The sequence below is a fragment of the Cyanobium sp. NIES-981 genome (assembly GCF_900088535.1).
Lineage (GTDB): Bacteria > Cyanobacteriota > Cyanobacteriia > PCC-6307 > Cyanobiaceae > NIES-981.
The window spans coordinates 1,004,449-1,020,663 of the sequence record NZ_LT578417.1; the positions used below are offsets into that span (position 1 = coordinate 1,004,449).

Genomic DNA, 16,215 nt, shown 5'->3' on the forward strand with positions numbered 1-16,215 from the left:
GGCTCCAGGCCAGCCTCCAGGTGTTCTTCTCTTTCACTTCATTCACCAGCAGCTTCTCAACCTATGTGTGGCATCGGGGGAATCTTTCACCGCCAGGCCCAGCGGCCGATCGACGAGCAGCTGCTCGTCAACATGGCCGCCATCCAGGTGCACCGCGGCCCCGACGGCTTCGGGGTGCGCAGCCTGCCGGGCCAGGGGGTGGGCTTCTGCCACGCCAGGCTCTCGATCATCGATCTCGACGCCAACCGGGGCCGCCAGCCCTTCGTGTCCGAGGACGGCCAGCTGCTGATGGCCCACAACGGCGAGTTCTACGACTTCCAGGAGATCAGAGCCTCGCTCACCGCCCAGGGGGCCCGCTTCAGCAGCAAGAGCGACTCGGAGATTCTGCTGCGCCTTTACCAGCGCCAGGGCCTGGAGGCGAGTCTGCCGTTGCTGCGGGGCGAGTTCGCCTTCGCCCTGTTCGACCAGAGCCTCGATACCCTCGTGCTGGTGCGCGACCGCTTCGGCGTCAAACCCCAGTACTGGACCCTCACCGATGAGGGCCTGGTGTTCGGCTCCGAGCTCAAGGTGCTCTTCGCCCACCCTGGCGTGCAGCGGCGCTTCAGCTCCGAAGGGCTCTTCCATCAGCTGATGCAGACGATGGTGCCCGGCACCACCGCCTTCGAGGGGGTGCACCAGCTCAAGCCCGGCCACGTGCTCACGGTGCAGCGCCGGAACGGCGAGTTCGTGATCGACGACCAGCCCTACTGGGATGTGGACTTCCCCCGATCCGGCGAGCGCGATCCCGGCCGCAGCGAGGCCGAGCACATCGCCGCGGTGCGCCAGGCCCTGCTCGAGGCGGTGGAGGTGCGCATGGTGGCCGACGTGCCGGTGGGCTGCTACCTCTCCGGCGGCATCGATTCCTGCTCGATCCTGGGGCTGGCGGCGGCCGTGAGTCAGAACCCGGTGAAGGCGTTCACGATCGGCTTCGACGACAGCCGCTACGACGAGACACCGATCGCCACCGCCATGGCCGAGGCCACCGGCGCCGACCAGCTGGTGATGCGCCTCTCCGGCAACGAGCTCTATGGCCACCTGGAGGAGACGATCTGGCACACCGAACGCACGATCTACAACACCCTGGCGGTGGCCAAATTCCTGATGAGCCGGGAGGTGAACCGCTCCCACTACAAGGTGGTGATGACGGGCGAAGGCTCCGATGAGCTGTTCGGCGGCTACCCCGCCTTCCGCCGCGACATGTTCCTGCACGGTCTGGCCGAGCTGCCGGAGGCCGACCGGCAGGAATGGGAGCAGCTGCTGCAGGAGGCCAACCAGCTGGTGCAGGGCGCCATGCTGGCCGAGGAGCAGGTGCACGATCCGGCCCTGGAGGCGGTGGTGGGCTTCACCCCCAGCTGCCTGCAGCCCTGGCTGGCCTGTGCCCCGCTGGTGCCGGCGCTGCTGGCCCCGGAGCATCGCCGGGCCTGCGCCGGCTACGAGCCCGGCGCCGCCATCGCCGCCACCCTGGATCCCTCCCAGCTGGAGGGGCGCCATGCCCTGGACCGGGCCCAGTACGTGTGGATCAAGACCATGCTGGAAGGGCAGATCCTCACCTGGGGGGGCGACCGGGTCGACATGGCCCACGCCATGGAGGCCCGGCCGGCCTTCCTGGATCACCATCTGGCCGCCGTGGCGGTGCAGGTGCCACCGGAACTGCGCATCAAGGGCAAGACCGAGAAATACGTGCTGCGCGAAGCCATGCGGGGCCTGCTGCCCGAGCAGCTCTACCGCCGGGAGAAATTCGCCTTCATGGCCCCACCGGCCCACGCCGATGAGCAGAAGCGGGCCGCGATGCAGGCCCTGGCCGACCGCCACCTCAGCCCCGCGGCCATCGCCGAGGCGGGCCTGCTGGATGCCGCCGGCGTGGCCGAGCTGTTCCGTCGCCACGACGATCCGGACACCAGCGCGGCCACCCGGGTGCAGCTCGACGCCGTGATCAACCACCTGATCTGTGTGCAGATCATGCACCGGCTGTTCGTGGCGGCGGATCTGCCCACCCAGGCCCGGGAGCTCGCCGAGAAGCTCGGCTGGCGCCTGCACCAGGAGGAGGCCGCCGAGCCCGCCTACGCGCTGATCGGCATGTCTGAGGGCTGAGGCTCGGCCGGTTGCAGCTCGGCGTTCTGGGCCACCCCCAGGGTGGTGGGCAGGGTGGCCCGGAAGCCGGTGTAGTAAGGCTGTTCGATCTCCGCCAGGATCTCCCGCAGCGCCACCAGGGGCTCGGGATGGTGATCCACCCGGAAGTCGATGTGGGGATAGCTCTCCTGGTGCATCACCAGCAGCGCCGCCGACTGGCGGCCCCGATGGTCGCCGCCGTGGGCCTCAGCCGCCTCGAGGGCGAGCAGCAGGCGGTGCTCCAACGGCATCCCATGGCGCTCCGCGGCCATGTAGGCCTCGGCCATCGCCAGCAGCACCAGCTCGGAGGCCAGGTAATTGCCGGCCACGGAGAACCCGGGATAGCAGCGGTGGGCCGCCAGTCCGGCGCAATCGGGTCCAGTCCAGGCGGCGGTGCGGCCCTGGGCATCCACCAGATGCACCTGGCGCCCGTCGCGGCCGGGGTCGTCCTGCAGCAGGGACTCGAGCACGGCCTCGGCGCCGAGCTCCCCCTGGCTCTCCTGCTGCAGCTGCTCCAGGCGATCCAGGCCCCAGGGGCCGAAGTAGGGATTGGTGCTGGCCTGGGTGGCCACGGCACCGACGCCGGGCCGGGCATGGGGCACAAGGGATCCGACGGCCAGATGCTTGGTGGCCACCCCGACACCGGTCATTCCGGTCTCAGCATCCCAGGCAACGATCGAGTAGGTCATCGCAGGAGGGTCTGGTGGTGGCGGGTGTGATGTCAGAAGGCCTCTGAATCACGCTAGGGCCGTGAAATTCAGCGTGTTGGAATGATTGTCGATCCGGCTCCGGCGCGTTGTGCCGTAGCGCACCATCGGCCCCCACGCTCCGCTCCGCCATGACCCAGCTCAGCGTCGGTATCCCGACCAGCCTGAACGGACCCCTGCGGCCGTCGGCCCCGGCCGCGGGCCTGCGCGCCGACGGGGAACGGCTGGCATGCAGCCTCGAGGAGCTGTCGCAGATCGGCCGGCTCCCCTCCGGGGCCGTGCGCCGGCTGGCCTTCAGCGATGAGGACCGGGCCGCCCGCAGCCTCGTGAGGCAGTGGATGCTGGAGGCGGGCATGGAGGTGCGCATCGATGCCGCCGGCAACCTGATCGGCCGCTACGAGGGCCTCGACCCCCAGGCCCCGGTGCTGGCCACGGGCTCCCACATCGACACGGTGCCGGAAGGGGGCCGCTACGACGGTGCCCTCGGCGTGATGGCCGGGCTGGAGGTGGTGCGGGTGCTGGCCGGGCAGGGGCAGCGGCTGCACCACCCGCTGGAGGTGATCGTGTTCGCCGACGAGGAGAGCTCCATGGTGGGCTGCAAGACCCTGGTGGGACGGGGCTCCGATGACCCCGCCAGTTACGTCACCGCCCTGGGACTGCCGATCGAGGCTGCCCTGGCCAGCATCGGCGGTGACTGGGAGCAGCGCGCCAGCGCCCGCCGTGCCCCCGAGGAGATCGCGGCCTTCCTGGAGCTCCATGTGGAGCAGGGCGGCGTGCTCGAGGCCGTGGGCAAGGAGATCGGCGTGGTGGAGGGGGTGGTGGGGCAGCAGCGCTACACGATCAGTGTGAGCGGTCAGGCGAACCACGCCGGCACCACACCCATGGGCATGCGCCGCGACGCCCTCACCACCGCCGCCCAGATCATCCTGGCGGTGGAGGACATGGCGCTCCATTTCCCCGGTGATCCGGTGGCCACCGTGGGCAAGCTGCAGGTGTGGCCGAACGCGGCCAACATCGTGCCCGGACGGGTGGAGTTCACCCTCGACATGCGCGATCTCTCCCACAGCGTGATCGACCACATGCGCGCCCACCTGGAGCGCAAGATCGAGCACATCGCCGTGGCCAGCCGCACCCGGATCGCCATGACGCCGCAGTTCGTGGTGGACCCCAGCCCCGCCGATCCGAGGATCCAGGAGGTGATCACCGAGAGCTGCCAGCAGCTGGGGCTGAGCTACACCCACCTGCCGAGCCGGGCCAGCCACGACTCCCAGGAGCTGGGCCGGCTCACTGCGATGGGGATGATCTTCGTGCCCAGCCGCGATGGCGTGTCCCATTCCGCCGACGAGTACACCTCCCCCGAGCAGTGCGAACAGGGCGTGAACGTGCTGCTGCAGAGCCTGATCCGGCTGGATGCCAGCCTCGCCGGCAGCTGAACCCTCGCCGATGGCGCCTCGCAGCGATCAGGCCACCCTGCCGCAGCCGGACGCCATCGTGGTGGGCTCCGGCGCCACGGGCGGGGTGGCGGCCATGGTGCTGGCCGAGGCGGGGCTGCGGGTGCTCGTCCTCGAAGCCGGCCCCGCCCTCACCCCCCGGCGGGCCTACCGGGGCGAGCCGGAGAACACGGTGCGGCGGCTGGCCCACCTCTCCAGCGGCCGCCACCGGCTGCAGGCGCACCATCCGGGCTACTGGAAGCAGAATCCGGAGCTGTTCATCGATGAGCGGCGGAACCCGTACTCCACGCCGCCCGGGCGCCCGTTTCTCTGGACCCGGGGGCGCCAGCTCGGTGGCAAGAGCCTCACCTGGGGCGGCATCACCCTGCGCCTGAGCGACTACGAGTTCAAGGCCGGCGAACGGGATGGCTGCGGCCCCTCCTGGCCGATCGGCGAACACGACCTGGCGCCTTACTACACGCGCATCGAGTCGCTGCTGGGGGTGCACGGCCACGCCGATGGGCTGCCCCAGCTGCCGGACGGCCACTTTCTCGACCCCCTGCCGCTCACCCCCGGCGAACGGCACCTGCAGCGCGCGGCGGCCGCCCAGCTGGACCTGCCGCTGATCCACTCGCGCGGCTTCCCCCTGCACCGCGGCCCGGGCTGGGCCCGCTCCTCCAGCCCGGGCAGCACCCTGGCGCGGGCCCTGGCCACCGGGCGTGCCGTGGTGCGCAGCGGCGCGGTGGTGAGCCACGTGGTGATGCGACCGGACGGACGGCGGGCCCAGGGGGTGGTGGTGGTGGACAGCTCCAGCGGCGCGCGCGAGCGGCTGGATGCCCCCCTTGTGGTGCTGTGCGCCTCCACCATCGAAACCCTGCGGATCCTGCTGCACTCCAGTGCCTCCAGCCGCCGCGGCGGGCTGGAGGATCCCTCCGGCTGCCTGGGCCACTTCCTGATGGACCACATCTCCACCAGCCGCTTCTTCTCCATCCCCGACGTGGAGGCACCGCCACAGCCGGCCGAACTCTCCGGGGCGGGCAGCTGTTTCATCCCCAACACCGTGAACCTCGATGCCGCGAGCCAGACCGGATTTCAGCGGGGCTACGGCCTTTGGGCGGCGGTGCAGCGCTTCGACCCGCCCGGCGTGCTGCAACGGCGGCGCGGTGAGGCGGTGGGGTTCCTGATCGGCCATGGCGAGGTGCTTCCGCAGGCCACCAACGGCGTGAGCCTGAACCACGAGCAACTGGATGCCTGGGGCTTGCCCACACCCCACATCAGCCTGGCCTGGGGCCCCAACGAAACGGCGATGGTGGCCCACATGCAGCAGCGCATGGATGCGGTTGTGGGCGCGGCGGGCGGCACGGTGCGCCCGGTGGAGGAGCTCTTCGTGCTGCCGCTGCTGGAACCGTGGATCCGCCGCAGCTTCGCCACCGGCAGCAGCGCCCCGCCCCCTGGCTACTACATCCATGAACTGGGGGGGGCACGCATGGCCGCCCGGGAAGAGGACGGGGTGGTGAACCCCTTCAACCAGTGCTGGCGGGCTCCGAACGTGCTGGTGGCCGATGGCGCCTGCTGGCCCAGTGCCGGCTGGCAGAGCCCCACGCTCACGGAGATGGCCATCACCTGGCGGGCCTGTGAGGCGGCGGCCGAGCGGCTCAGGCGGGGGGACGGGTAGTCAGCGGATGCCGACATGCGATTCGATCCGGTGTCCATGATCACAACCGGTGTGGAGCGGCATCTGCACAATGACAAGGCGACCTTTCACAGGGTCGGGCAAGGGAGAATGAGGGCGAGGGTTGGCACCGTCGCCCTTTTTTATTGCCTTGTACCGGCTGGAGTGAACCGGCTGGAGATCGGGAGGCGGCGCTACTACGCAACCCGCGTCAGCGCAGAACGCTGCACCGCAGAACCCTTCAGCCCAGAACCCTTCAGCACAGAACGCATCAGCGCAAAACGGATCAGCGCAAAAAGAGTGCGCCGAAATAGTGCTGATGCACGCAGGTGTCCTTGCAGCCGTTCTGGAACAGGAAGGTGGCCAGCGCCGACGTGGCCACCTGATGCTGGGTCCACTCGGGGTGGTTCTCAAGGAACTGGCGCAGTCCCTCGAACAGCACCTCGGGAACTTCGGCTTCCAGCTGCGCAGCAGGCTCGTGGCCGGGAGAGGGGCTGCAAGGCGGCCTTGAACCTGCGGCTGCCGAATCCGCCCACCCACTCTCCAGGGCGCGCACGGAATCACCCCCCGGGTTGGTGATGCGATTCCCCCATCCCTGGATGTCACCCATGCCGTGATGCCCCCGACGTCGCTCCGCGCCAAGTACGCCACAGGAGCCCCGAGGCGTCAAAACGGCGCCATCGCCACAGACCCACCGGCTTGCACGATAAGACTGACCGATCGGACAGGGATCTGCAGGGAGGTCCCCGGGTCGGTCAGCGGGACGCCCAGCCCCTGGTCACCTCTGTCAAGAGCCCTATGAACAGAAGGCGGGAATCCACAGCCTGCGGGCCAGAAGGGCGAGGAGGGGACCCATTCTGTGGAAAACCCCCCTTGAAGCTGGGGAAAACCACGCCGAGATGGGGAAACTCCAGACAGATCAGTGTTTCTGATCAGTCACTGGTCTCTTGAGACCCGATCCGGGCGAGACATCCAGGCTGGTCTGGGCCACCCCATCGGAGCCGCGGCCGCCGCGAAGGGTGCGCGGACCGAGGGGATGGTCGGCATGGGGGTACGGGGCGTGGTGGTGGGCGGCGTGATCAGAACCGCCATGGGGGTGGTCGTGGTGCTGGTGACCTGCCAGGGGAACGGGAACCCCATCGGGCTGGCAGGCGCCGGTGCACTCGTGCTCACAGAGATCACAGCTCTCGGTGAGCCCCTCCACGTGGTGATGGTGACTGTGCTGCGGGGATCCAACTTCACGCTCGAAACCAAGAACCTGATCGCGGTATTTACACAGCGAGCAGTTCATATTGGTATCGCCACGCACCACATCCTCAACCCGCTCCACAAAGGTGTCGAGAACATAGGGATGGTCACCCAGATAGGAGGCCTTGATGAACTCCACCTCGGGATGATCCTGGGCCACCCGGTCAGTGTGCTGACCAATCCGACTCACCAGCACGCCTGAGAACAGGAAATAGGGCAGCACCAGAATGCGGCGGTAACCGAGACGCACCACATGGCGCAGGCCTGGCTCCACCAGCGGAAAGGTGACGCCGGAGTACAGGGTCTCGCCCCAGCCGAAACCGAAGCCTTCCACCAGCATGCGGGTGACTTTGGCCACGTTCGAGTTGGCATCCGGATCGGAGGAGCCCCGGCCCACTACTACCAGCAAGGTGTCCTGCAGGGGGACATCTCCGGGCGTGCGCGCCAGGGCTTCCCGCAGCCGCGCCCCGGCGGCCTGGATCATGCGGCGATCCACCCCCAGCTCCCGTCCGTAATCAATCCGCAGGCCGGTTTCGGCCGCGTAGGTGTTGAGCACGGAGGGAATGTCGTTCTTGGCGTGGCCGGCGGCGAAGAGCATGGCCGGCACGGCCAGCACATGGGTCACGCCCCGCTGCCGCAGGGACTCCAGCCCCTCGCGCAGGATCGGCGTGGCGAACTCCAGGTAGCCATAGGCCACCGGCACCGGGGCGAAGCGTTGCTGCAACTGCTCGGCCAGGCTCGCGAACTCCGCCACGGCCAGCCGGTTGCGGCTGCCGTGGCCACACACCAGAACGCCGAGCGAGTCGCCGCCATCAGCGAGAGACGAGCCCTCCGAGGCGACCGGAGCCGGAACAGGGGCAGGGGAATGCATGGGAGCGTGTGCCTGCAGCGACCCTATCCCGGTCGCGACCACGGGACACAACGGTGCACCCGGACCGTGCATCGCGGCGCCCGGGCGAGGATGGCCGGCATCAGGTTTCCCCGCGCGATGGCGCTGCGCCTCCCCCCCTTCCAGCAGCTGCCTCCGCCCCAGCCCGGTGTCGCCCTCACCGAACTGCCGGTCGCCCGGCTGAGGCCCACCCAGCTGTGCGTCGGGATGGCCGAGGTGCGCAGCCGGCAGCGCGACTTCCAGGCGGAGGACCGACGGGAGCGCCGCGACTATCTCGGCAGCAAGCCCGTGCCCCTGGTGCGCAGCGCCGCGGGGGAGGTGTGGATGGTGGACCGCCACCACCGCCTGCGGGCCCTGCTGGAGCTGGAGCCGGAGGCCACCGCCTTCGGCTATGTGGCTCTTCAGCTGGACACCGGCGACCGCGCCGCGGTGCTGGAGGAGCTGCGCCGCCGGGGGTGGCTCTACCTCTACGACGGTCGCGGCCTGGGCCCCCTCCAGCCCAGCGTGCTGCCAGCCGGGCTCACGGGTCTGCAGGATGACCCCTACCGCAGCCTCGTCTGGCGCCTCAAGAAGGACGGGGTGATCGAGCCGGCGCCCCTGATCCCGTTTCACGAATTCCGCTGGGGTGCCTGGCTGCGCAGCCGCTCGCTTCCCCCCTTCAGCTCAGCCCAGCTGGAGCCCGCCCTGCCGGCGGCCCGGGCCCTGGCCCGCTCGGCAGCCGCCAGCCATCTGGCCGGCTGGAAAGGGGGGCGCCGGGGTGGCTGAGCCGGCCCTCCCGTTCGGCGGCGCCATCGGTCCCTTCCTGGAGCAGACGCCCCTGGCGGTGTTCGCGCTGCTGCTGGGGCTCAGCGTGCTGGTGCCGCCGGTGGCCAGGCTGCTGAAACTGCCGGATCTGGTGGGTCTGCTGGCCGCCGGGGTGCTGATCGGCCCCCACGCCCTGGGCTGGGTCGACAGCCAGACCCCCACGGTGGGGCTGCTCTCCGACGTGGGGGTGATCTACCTGCTGTTCATCGCGGGCCTGGAGATCGACCTGGCCGAGTTCGCCCGCATCCGCCAGCGCTCCTTCCGCTTCGGCCTGCTCACCTTCAGCCTGCCCCTGCTGGGCGGCGCGGCGCTGGGGCTGGCCTCCGGCTTTGGATGGCTGAGCGCCGTGCTGCTCGGCTCGGTGCTGGCCTCCCACACGCCCCTGGGCTACCCGATCGTGCGCAGCTACGGCGCCATGCGGGAGGAGTCGGTGATCGTGGCCATTGGGGGCACGATCTTCACCGACCTCGCCGCGCTGCTGCTGCTGGCGCTGTGCATGGGACTGAACCGGGGCGAGCTCACGCCGATCGGGATCCTGGCCCTCCTCACCAGGGTGGGGCTGTTCGCCGCGGTGGTGGTGGCCCTGATCACGCGGCTGGGCCGGGACCTGGTGCGCCGCAGCGTGAACAACGAGAGTCAGCTGTTCGTGGCCGTGGTGCTGGCCCTGTTCCTGGCCGCCCTCGGCGCCGAGCTGGCCGGCGTGGAAAAGATCGTGGGGGCCTTCCTGGCCGGCCTCGCCGTGAACCACGTGCTGCCGGAGGGCCGGGTGAAGGAGCAGGTGATCTTCGTGGGTGCCGCCCTGTTCATCCCCATCTTCTTCATCGATCTGGGTCTGCTGCTGGATCTGCCGGGCTTTCTGGGCACGATGCTCGCGGGCCCCTTCGCCCTGGCCCTGATCGCCACCCTGATCGCCACCAAGGGACTGGCCGCCTGGTGGGCCGGCCGGATCTACCGCTACAACCACGCCCAGATCCTCACCCTCTGGTCGCTGTCGCTGCCCCAGGTGGCGGCCACCCTGGCCGCCACCTTTGTGGGGTACCGGGCCGGACTGTTCGACGCCACCGTGCTCAACAGCGTGCTGGCGATGATGGTGGTGACGGCCAGCCTCGGGCCCACCCTCACGGCCAAGGCCATGCCCCTGCTGGGCCAGGCGGCGGCGGCGGCGATCGGCGCCGGTCTGAACGGCAGCCTCGCCCTGGCCCGGCGCCCGCTGCGGGTGCTGGTGCCCGTGTCGAATCCCAGCACCGAAGCGCCGCTGCTGGGCCTGGCCAGCCTGCTGATCCACGGCGATGGCGAGGATCCTGGCCAGGTGCTTCCGCTGGTGGTGGTGTCGCCGGCCCAGGCCGTGGCCACCGCCATGGCCACGGCGATGGCTGAGGCCCGCGCCCTGCTCGCCAGGGCCGCCTCCCTGCTCGGGGCCGAACGGGTGCCCTGTCAGACCCTGCTGCGGGTGGACAGTGATGTGGCGGCCGGCATCGCCCGCGTGGCGATCGAGCAGGCCACCGACCTGGTGGTGATGGGGCTCGCACCGCCCGCCGGCCTGGGCCAGTGGCTGTTCGGCGATCTGGTGGACGCCACCTGCCGGCAGGTGAGCAGCCCGGTGGTGGTGGCCCGGCTGCAGCAGGACCCGGAGTCGCTGCGGCGCCTGCTGGTGCCCGTCAAGGATCTGACCGCCGGGGCGCTGGAGCAGTTTCAGCTGGCCGAGCGGCTGGCGGTCGCCCGCAGCGGCAGCATCACCCTGCTGCATGTGGTCGAATCAGGCCGCAGCAGGCGTGCCCGCCAGGAGGTGGAGCAGCGGCTGGCCAGCTGGCGGCGGGGGGCCGGGGGATCGGACCCGGGCGTGCCGATCGAGGTACGGGTCGTGCTGCAGGGCAGCGGCGGCGGCGTGGAGCGCTGCATCAGCGCGGCAGCCCGGCACCATGACCTGGTGATCCTGCGCTCCCAGCGCCGGCTGGTGGCCGGGCTGCCGATTCCCGCCAGTGATCGGGTGGATCGGTTGCTGCGCCGCCTGGAGGGGTCCGTTCTGGTGATCAGTGATCCCCTGCACTGAACCCCGGCACTGATCTCCGGAACTGATCCCCGCACAGACTCCCATCCATGGCCGCGGCCGCGGCCGTGCTCCGCAAGCCCTGGATCTGACTAAACCAGGGTGTGCCCCTCCCCCGCCATGACCTACCAGCACCTGCTTGTGCCCACCGACGGCTCCGACCTCTCGGGCAGGGCCGTGGATCAGGCCGTGGCGCTGGCCCGCAAACTCGGTGCACGGCTGCGCATCCTGCATGTGCAGAGCAACTTCCCGGTGTCCCTGGTGGGCGTGGGCGAGCTGGTGGACACGGGCGCCATCGAGGCCCTGATGGAGGCGGCCCGCGCCCAGACCGAGCAGATCCTCGCGGCCGCCCGCCGGGTGGCCGAGGCGGCTGGCGTGCCCGTGGAGGTGGTGAAGCGGCTCAGCAGCCAGCCGGCCGAGGCGATCGTGCAGGAGGCCCGCCGTGAGGGCTGTGATCTGATCGTGATGGCCTCCCATGGCCGCCGAGGTCTGGAGGGCCTGCTGCTGGGCAGCGAGACCCAGCGGGTGCTGACCCAGAGTCCCTGTCCGGTGCTGGTGGTGCGCTGACCCCGCGCTGCCGCCGAACCGACCCGGCGCCCCTTCAGTGGTAAGACAGAGCGTCTCCGCAACACGCGCCGTTGACGATGGATCCTGGCCTGGCCGCCCTCGGCTCGAGCTTCAGTGCCATCACCCTGGCGGAGCTGGGCGACAAGACTTTTTTCATGGCGTTGATCCTGGCGGCACGCCACAGGCCCCGCTGGGTGTTCGTGGGCAGTTTCGCGGCCCTGGCGGCGGTGACCCTCCTCTCCCTGGCGGTGGGGTATGGCCTGAGGGAACTGCTTCCCGCCGCGCTGCTGCCCTGGCTGGCGGGCCTGCTGTTCCTCGGCTTCGGGGTGAAGCTGCTGCTCGATGCCCAGGCCCTGCCCGCCGATGCGGCCCAGGAGGAGGCCGAGGAGGCCGAGGAGGCCGTGATCGCGGCGGATCGCCAGCTGCGCAGCAGCCAGCCGCCCGCCGTGATCTGGGAGGCCTTCACCCTGGTGTTCATCGCCGAACTGGGCGACCGCACCCAACTGGCCACGGTGTTTCTGGCCACATCCCCCGCCTTCACCTTCGCCGGCCTGCTGGTGGGCACGCTTCTGGGCCATGCCCTGGTCACGGCCCTGGCGGTGGGCGCCGGCAAATGGATCGGGCGCCGGGTGGATGAACGCCTGCTCTACCGCCTCAGCGGTGGGCTGTTCCTGCTGTTCGGTCTGGCGGCCATCAGCCAGGCCCTGGGCTGACCCTTACGCTGCCCCGAGCGCGAGAGTGAGCTGTGGCCAAGGACGAGATCAGTCGAGCTGACGAGCTCACGGCCCTGGGCTGGGCTGCCGAGGACGTGCGGCGCTACGCGGAGCTGTGGGAGTACCGCCAGCGCTGGGGGGCGATCAACCTGGAACCGGAGGACCGGGCCTTCCTGCGGCGGGCGGAGGCGGCCCTGCCCAAGCGCCTCACCGGCAAGGCAGCCCAGAAGAAGACCCTCAAGGACAAGTCGTACTTCCGCTGGCTGGCCTTCCACCGCGACGCGATGCTCGCGGCGCCGGTAGAACAGGAGCTGGCCGGGGATGAAGCCGGCGCCTGGAGGGTGCTGCTGGAGGAGGAGCTGCAGGTGCTGGAGCAGGAGCAACCTGTGCTGGGGCTGCCGGACACCCTCAAGGCCCGCGATCTGCAACCGCTGCGCGAGGCCTGGGTGGAGCAGGCGAAGCCCGAATCCAGGCTGCTCAGTTTCGACTTTCAGGCGCCGCTGGAGGAGCTCAGAGTGAAGGAGAGCACCAGCTGGAAGCCGCTCCGGGGGGAGAGCAACCAGGACGAGACCTACCCGGTGCTGGCCGGCGAGGCGCTGGCCCGTTTCCGGGAGCGCGTTCGGCAGCAGCTGACGGAGCAGATCCGCTCCACCTTCCCCTCCCTGCGGGACGGCGAAGGCTCCAGCACCCCCGCCGCCTGAGGATCGATCAGGTGCTGAGCATGGCGGCCACGGTAATCAGGCCAAACACGCTCAGGATGACCGCACCGGCCGCAATCGCGCCGAGCCACACCGTCTGCACCGCCGGCGTCGGCTGATCCCGCAGCCAGGCAGGCCGTGGCGTACCGGGCACCCAGGGGCTCGCGCCCGCCGAAGGAGCGCGGCGGGCATGGGTGTCGCGCCAGTCGGCGCCGTAGCGGGGTGCCTGCTGGTTGAACGGACGTTCACCGATCGCCCGGCCGGCCAGCGTGCGCGAGCGCTGGAACGGCACCAGGTCGTCGCCGAAATGGACGAGGTACTCCTCGGAACCGAGCAGGGCGTCCACGAAAGCGGGCAATCCCTGCTCGGCGATCAAGATCGACCAGGCGATCCGCTCCTGATCCCCGTAGACCGGCCGGCCCAGCACCCGGCCCACCACCTGCTCCACGAGGCGGTAGTTGCTGTTGCAGCGGTAGAAATCCCGGCGGAACTTGTCCGAGAGCAACAGGCCCCGGATGAAGTCGCGCATGCGGATCTGGCCCGAACGCAGCTGCGACTCCAGCACCGGCTCGCGATCACAGCGGAAGGCGTGGAAGAAGATCTGGCGGTAGGCCTGATCGATCTGCACGTCCATGCTGGCGGCGTCCTGCACCTGCCCCAGGGTCAGGGGGGGCTTCGGGGGCGACTCTTCGGTGGCCGGCATGAAATTGCGGACCCGCGCGTTCAGTGCCGTGGGCTTGACATCCAACAGGGGCAGGGCCATGGCGAGGGTGGGGAGCAGGGTGGACGACGGAGCGAACGTATCCAGCCCCCTTCGTTCGCAGCCGATGTCTGGGTAAAAACTCACAGAGCGTGACCGGAGTTCATGGACCTTTGTTGCCAGCCCTCGCGGAGCAGACTCCTCTCCATCACGTGCGCGTGGGGATGACCCAGCCCGACCTCCCGCCCCCCGGCTGGCATCCCCACCTCTGGCACCCCACCACCCAGGTGGCCCTGGCAGCGCCGCCGATGCGGGCGGTGCAGGGGAGGGGGGCCATCCTGCAGCTGGAGGACGGACGCCGGCTGATCGACGCGATCAGCAGCTGGTGGGTCACCCTGCACGGCCACGCCGAGCCCAGCATCGCCGCGGCCATCGCCGCCCAGGCCCACCAGCTGGAGCAGGTGATCTTCGCCAACTTCAGCCATCCCCCGGCCGAACGGCTGGCCGAGCGGCTCAGCGCCCTCAGCGGTCTGGAGCGCCTCTTCTTCTCCGACAACGGCTCCACCGCCGTGGAGGTGGCCCTCAAGATCGCCTGGCAGTGGTGGCGGAACCGGGGCGAGCGGCGGGACCAGCTGATCGCCTTCGAGGGGGCGTATCACGGGGACACCGTGGGGGCCATGGCGGTGGGGGCCCGCTCGCTGTTCAGCGCACCGTTCGAACCCTGGCTGTTCTCCGTGGCCCGAGTGAGCTGGCCGCAGTGCTCCTGGGAGGAGCCCGCTCCCGAGCGGCAGGAGCAGGCCGCCCTCGCCGCCCTCGAGCAGGCCCTCACGCTGCCCACCGCCGCCGTGATCCTGGAGCCGCTGATCCAGGGAGCGTCCGGCATGGCGATGGTGCGGCCCGGCTTCCTGCAGGCGGTGCAGGAGCGGGTGCGGGCCGCCGGCGCCCTGCTGATCGCCGATGAGGTGATGACCGGCTTCGGCCGCACCGGCGCGCTGTTCGCCTGCCGGCGGGCCGGCCTGCAGCCCGACCTGATGGCCCTCTCCAAGGGGCTCACCGGCGGCTTCCTGCCGATGGGGGTGACCCTGGCCAGCGAGCGGCTGTACCAGGGCTTCATCAGCGAGGACCCGACGGCCACCTTCTTCCACGGCCACAGCTTCACCGCCAATCCCCTGGGCTGCGCGGCCGCCCTGGCCAGCCTGGATCTGCTCGAGGCGGCGCCGGAGCGCTACCGCGGCTTCGAGGCCCGCCACCGGCCGCTGCTGGAGCGGCTCCGCCGGCATCCCCGGGTGGAGCGGCCCCGCTGCCTCGGCACCGTGGCCGCCTTCGATGTGAAGGTGGAGCAGCCGGGCTACCTGAGCGCGGTGGGACGACGCCTCCAGAGCCTCTGCCTCGAGGCAGGGGTGTACATCCGGCCCCTGGGCAACGTGGTGTACCTGCTGCCGCCCCTCTGCCTCAGCGAGGCCCAGCTGGAGCGCTGCTACGCCGCCATCGAAGCGGCCCTCGATCAGCTCTGAGCGAGGGGGGCATTCCAGCAGCCCAGAGCCGGAACCCCCTGGTACCAGGCCAGGGTCGAGAGCGTGGAGGTGTCCAGCAGCAGATGGGCGCCGGCGGCGGCCGGCAGCCCCAGCCAGCGGGCGGCCAGCACCCGCAGCAGGTGGCCATGGGCGAACAGCGCCACGGGGCCATCCACGGCCCGGACCCGCGCGATCACCCGGTCGACCCGGGCGGCCACCGCTTCGGGCGTTTCCCCCCCCGGGCAGCCATCGCGGAACACCAGCCAGCCCGGCACGTCGGCGTGAATCTGGGGGGAGGTGAGCCCCTCGTAGCGGCCGTAGTCCCACTCCTGCAGGTCGGGGTCGAACTCGGCCCGGGACGCCAGACCTGCCAGCTGGCAGGTGCGGCGGGCGCGCTGCAGCGGGCTGCACAGCACCTGGGCAAAGGAACGCCCCGCCAGGGCCGGCGCCAGCCGGCGCGCCTCGGCCTCTCCGGCCTCGTTGAGCGGCACATCGGTGCGCCCGGTGTGCTGCCCCGCCCGGCTCCAGGCGGTCTCGCCGTGACGCACCAGCACCACCTCGTGCTCCCGGGCAGCGGAGGAGGACGGCGACGGATCGAGGCTCATGGGCACCAGGGTTGCACGGCCTGCAGCCTGGCCGCGGCGGCAGGACTGTGATCGGATGCCCACAGAGGTGTCACCGATCACACGGCGGCCCCGGCGTCGGGGATGCAATGGACCCACCGTTGTTCCCGCCAGACCCGGACGACCCGCCATGGCCAGCTACACCATCAGCCTCGATGACGGCCGCAGCTTCAGCTGCAGCGACGACACCTACATCCTCGATGCCGCCGAGGAAGCGGGGATCGATCTGCCCTACTCGTGCCGGGCCGGTGCCTGCAGCACCTGTGCCGGCAAGGTGCTCAGCGGCAGCGTGGATCAATCGGATCAGAGCTTCCTCGACGACGACCAGATCGCGGCGGGCTTCGCCCTCCTCTGCGTGAGCTACCCGAAGGAGGACTGCACGATCAAACCCGACATGGAGGACGAGCTCTGAACCGCGCTTTCGACCGGAGGCGGGGCGCCCCCGAGCCGTCCCC

General features: G+C 70.4%; 15 protein-coding genes. 10 read left to right on the forward strand and 5 right to left on the reverse strand.

Annotated features, from left to right (window positions below; genetic code table 11):
* Positions 1-63: 63 nt before the first annotated feature.
* Positions 64-2,130, forward strand: a complete 2,067-nt coding sequence (gene asnB / locus CBM981_RS05085) for an asparagine synthase (glutamine-hydrolyzing) (RefSeq protein ID WP_087067530.1) — start codon at positions 64-66, stop codon at positions 2,128-2,130.
* Here asnB and CBM981_RS05090 read toward each other — a convergent pair.
* Complete coding sequence (locus CBM981_RS05090; RefSeq protein WP_087067531.1) at positions 2,100-2,837, reverse strand: DUF1028 domain-containing protein; 738 nt, start codon at positions 2,835-2,837, stop codon at positions 2,100-2,102. The genes asnB and CBM981_RS05090 overlap by 31 nt on opposite strands.
* 149 nt (positions 2,838-2,986) lie before the next feature.
* Between CBM981_RS05090 and CBM981_RS05095 the strand changes: the two genes are divergently transcribed.
* Entirely contained in the window at positions 2,987-4,288 is a 1,302-nt protein-coding gene (locus CBM981_RS05095; protein ID WP_087067532.1) for a Zn-dependent hydrolase, read from the forward strand.
* 10 nt (positions 4,289-4,298) lie between these two features.
* The gene (locus CBM981_RS05100; RefSeq protein ID WP_087067533.1) at positions 4,299-5,960 is read left to right on the forward strand and encodes a GMC oxidoreductase; all 1,662 of its coding nucleotides are present in this window, start codon (positions 4,299-4,301) and stop codon (positions 5,958-5,960) included.
* Positions 5,961-6,243: 283 nt separating this feature from the next.
* Here CBM981_RS05100 and CBM981_RS05105 read toward each other — a convergent pair whose 3' ends face one another.
* Both CBM981_RS05105 and CBM981_RS05110 read right to left on the reverse strand, forming a co-directional pair.
* Entirely contained in the window at positions 6,244-6,513 is a 270-nt protein-coding gene (locus CBM981_RS05105; RefSeq protein ID WP_225867544.1) for a DUF2811 domain-containing protein, read from the reverse strand.
* 363 nt (positions 6,514-6,876) lie between these two features.
* Positions 6,877-8,076, reverse strand: coding sequence for a sirohydrochlorin chelatase (locus CBM981_RS05110; protein ID WP_087067535.1), 1,200 nt, complete (start codon positions 8,074-8,076; stop codon positions 6,877-6,879).
* A gap of 117 nt (positions 8,077-8,193) precedes the next feature.
* On the opposite strand from CBM981_RS05110, the gene CBM981_RS05115 reads away from it, so the two are divergent.
* From CBM981_RS05115 to CBM981_RS05135, 5 genes are all read left to right on the forward strand, one after another.
* Positions 8,194-8,859: a ParB-like protein gene (locus CBM981_RS05115; RefSeq protein ID WP_087069209.1), complete on the forward strand. Its 666-nt coding sequence runs from the start codon at positions 8,194-8,196 to the stop codon at positions 8,857-8,859.
* Positions 8,852-10,948 (forward strand): cation:proton antiporter, encoded by a 2,097-nt coding sequence (locus CBM981_RS05120; RefSeq protein WP_087067536.1) that lies wholly within the window; start codon positions 8,852-8,854, stop codon positions 10,946-10,948. Before CBM981_RS05115 ends, CBM981_RS05120 begins: the two co-directional genes overlap by 8 nt.
* Positions 10,949-11,065: 117 nt before the next feature.
* Positions 11,066-11,512, forward strand: coding sequence for a universal stress protein (locus CBM981_RS05125; protein WP_087067537.1), 447 nt, complete (start codon positions 11,066-11,068; stop codon positions 11,510-11,512).
* Between the two features lie 77 nt (positions 11,513-11,589).
* A complete protein-coding gene (locus CBM981_RS05130) occupies positions 11,590-12,225 on the forward strand; it encodes a TMEM165/GDT1 family protein (RefSeq protein WP_087067538.1) in 636 nt (211 codons plus the stop codon).
* A 32-nt stretch (positions 12,226-12,257) separates the two neighbouring features.
* Positions 12,258-12,926: a hypothetical protein gene (locus CBM981_RS05135; RefSeq protein WP_087067539.1), complete on the forward strand. Its 669-nt coding sequence runs from the start codon at positions 12,258-12,260 to the stop codon at positions 12,924-12,926.
* A 7-nt stretch (positions 12,927-12,933) separates the two neighbouring features.
* On the opposite strand, the gene CBM981_RS05140 is transcribed toward CBM981_RS05135, so the two are convergent.
* The gene (locus CBM981_RS05140; protein WP_087067540.1) at positions 12,934-13,686 is read right to left on the reverse strand and encodes a phycobilisome rod-core linker polypeptide; all 753 of its coding nucleotides are present in this window, start codon (positions 13,684-13,686) and stop codon (positions 12,934-12,936) included.
* A gap of 161 nt (positions 13,687-13,847) precedes the next feature.
* Between CBM981_RS05140 and bioA the strand changes: the two genes are divergently transcribed.
* Entirely contained in the window at positions 13,848-15,137 is a 1,290-nt protein-coding gene (gene bioA, locus CBM981_RS05145) for an adenosylmethionine--8-amino-7-oxononanoate transaminase (protein WP_087067541.1), read from the forward strand.
* Here the strand turns inward: bioA and CBM981_RS05150 are convergent.
* Positions 15,128-15,742 (reverse strand): histidine phosphatase family protein, encoded by a 615-nt coding sequence (locus tag CBM981_RS05150; RefSeq protein ID WP_172820821.1) that lies wholly within the window; start codon positions 15,740-15,742, stop codon positions 15,128-15,130. The two genes, bioA and CBM981_RS05150, sit on opposite strands and share 10 nt — an antisense overlap.
* Before the next feature lie 148 nt (positions 15,743-15,890).
* Between CBM981_RS05150 and CBM981_RS05155 the strand changes: the two genes are divergently transcribed.
* Complete coding sequence (locus CBM981_RS05155; RefSeq protein ID WP_087067542.1) at positions 15,891-16,172, forward strand: 2Fe-2S iron-sulfur cluster-binding protein; 282 nt, start codon at positions 15,891-15,893, stop codon at positions 16,170-16,172.
* Positions 16,173-16,215 lie beyond the last annotated feature (43 nt).

Bases quoted from the DNA above. Each gene is read 5' to 3' on its own strand.
- CBM981_RS05130 (WP_087067538.1), top strand. From the start codon at position 11,590: ATGGATCCTGGCCTGGCCGCCCTCGGCTCGAGCTTCAGTGCCATCACC.
- CBM981_RS05140 (WP_087067540.1), bottom strand. From the start codon at position 13,686: ATGGCCCTGCCCCTGTTGGATGTCAAGCCCACGGCACTGAACGCGCGG.
- CBM981_RS05090 (WP_087067531.1), bottom strand. From the start codon at position 2,837: ATGACCTACTCGATCGTTGCCTGGGATGCTGAGACCGGAATGACCGGT.
- CBM981_RS05155 (WP_087067542.1), top strand. From the start codon at position 15,891: ATGGCCAGCTACACCATCAGCCTCGATGACGGCCGCAGCTTCAGCTGC.
- CBM981_RS05115 (WP_087069209.1), top strand. From the start codon at position 8,194: ATGGCGCTGCGCCTCCCCCCCTTCCAGCAGCTGCCTCCGCCCCAGCCC.
- CBM981_RS05095 (WP_087067532.1), top strand. From the start codon at position 2,987: ATGACCCAGCTCAGCGTCGGTATCCCGACCAGCCTGAACGGACCCCTG.
- CBM981_RS05150 (WP_172820821.1), bottom strand. From the start codon at position 15,742: ATGAGCCTCGATCCGTCGCCGTCCTCCTCCGCTGCCCGGGAGCACGAG.
- asnB (WP_087067530.1), top strand. From the start codon at position 64: ATGTGTGGCATCGGGGGAATCTTTCACCGCCAGGCCCAGCGGCCGATC.
- CBM981_RS05125 (WP_087067537.1), top strand. From the start codon at position 11,066: ATGACCTACCAGCACCTGCTTGTGCCCACCGACGGCTCCGACCTCTCG.
- CBM981_RS05110 (WP_087067535.1), bottom strand. From the start codon at position 8,076: ATGCATTCCCCTGCCCCTGTTCCGGCTCCGGTCGCCTCGGAGGGCTCG.
- CBM981_RS05100 (WP_087067533.1), top strand. From the start codon at position 4,299: ATGGCGCCTCGCAGCGATCAGGCCACCCTGCCGCAGCCGGACGCCATC.
- bioA (WP_087067541.1), top strand. From the start codon at position 13,848: ATGACCCAGCCCGACCTCCCGCCCCCCGGCTGGCATCCCCACCTCTGG.